1 protein-coding gene is annotated in these 644 nt (G+C 49.1%); it reads right to left on the bottom strand.

The window, feature by feature from the left end:
• Positions 1-644: phosphoenolpyruvate carboxylase (locus A3739_RS25815; RefSeq protein ID WP_156502848.1), on the bottom strand; the 644-nt coding region annotated here is incomplete at both ends.

The following is a 644-nucleotide window of genomic DNA, read 5'->3' as shown; positions in this document are numbered from 1 at the left end:
TAATTTTCCTAACTCTTGTTCAGGCGTCACACTCCTAAAGTACTCAACAAAATTAGGCTCATTGCGCACCACGTCTCTATACGAATTCACAGACACGGCCGTCAAAGCATCTAAGGCTTCGCGCCATTGCGGCTTGGGCTCAGGAGGTGGCAACAAGCTCGCTTCAATCACAGCGCTCGCGTATATCCCTAGACTCTTACTTGCAAGAGAGGGCGATCCAAATTTAAATCGAATCATCTCGCCCTGCTCTGTAATCCTAAATCGCCCATCAACAGATCCCGGAGGCTGAGACAGAATCGCCTTGTTAGCAGGACCTCCACCGCGACCTACCGTTCCCCCCCTACCGTGGAACAGGCTCAACTTCACGCCGTGTTTCGCTGCCACTTTTACTAAGGATTCTTGCGCTCGATATTGCGCCCAACCCGCGGCTAATTGACCTGCATCTTTAGCCGAATCAGAGTAACCAATCATCACCTGCTGATAGCCATCACAGTAATCTGCATACCAAGGCACACTCAACAATCTATCAATGCTTTCTGACGCGCTATTCAAGTCATCCAAGGTTTCGAACAAAGGAACAATACGCATCTTTCGATTCATGCCTTGCTCGCGCAACAATAAGATAACGGCCAATATGTCAGAAG

The organism is Oleiphilus sp. HI0067 (assembly GCF_001635735.1).
The sequence above is the reverse complement of the archived record's forward strand: the minus strand, read 5'-3'. Positions and strand labels throughout refer to the sequence as shown.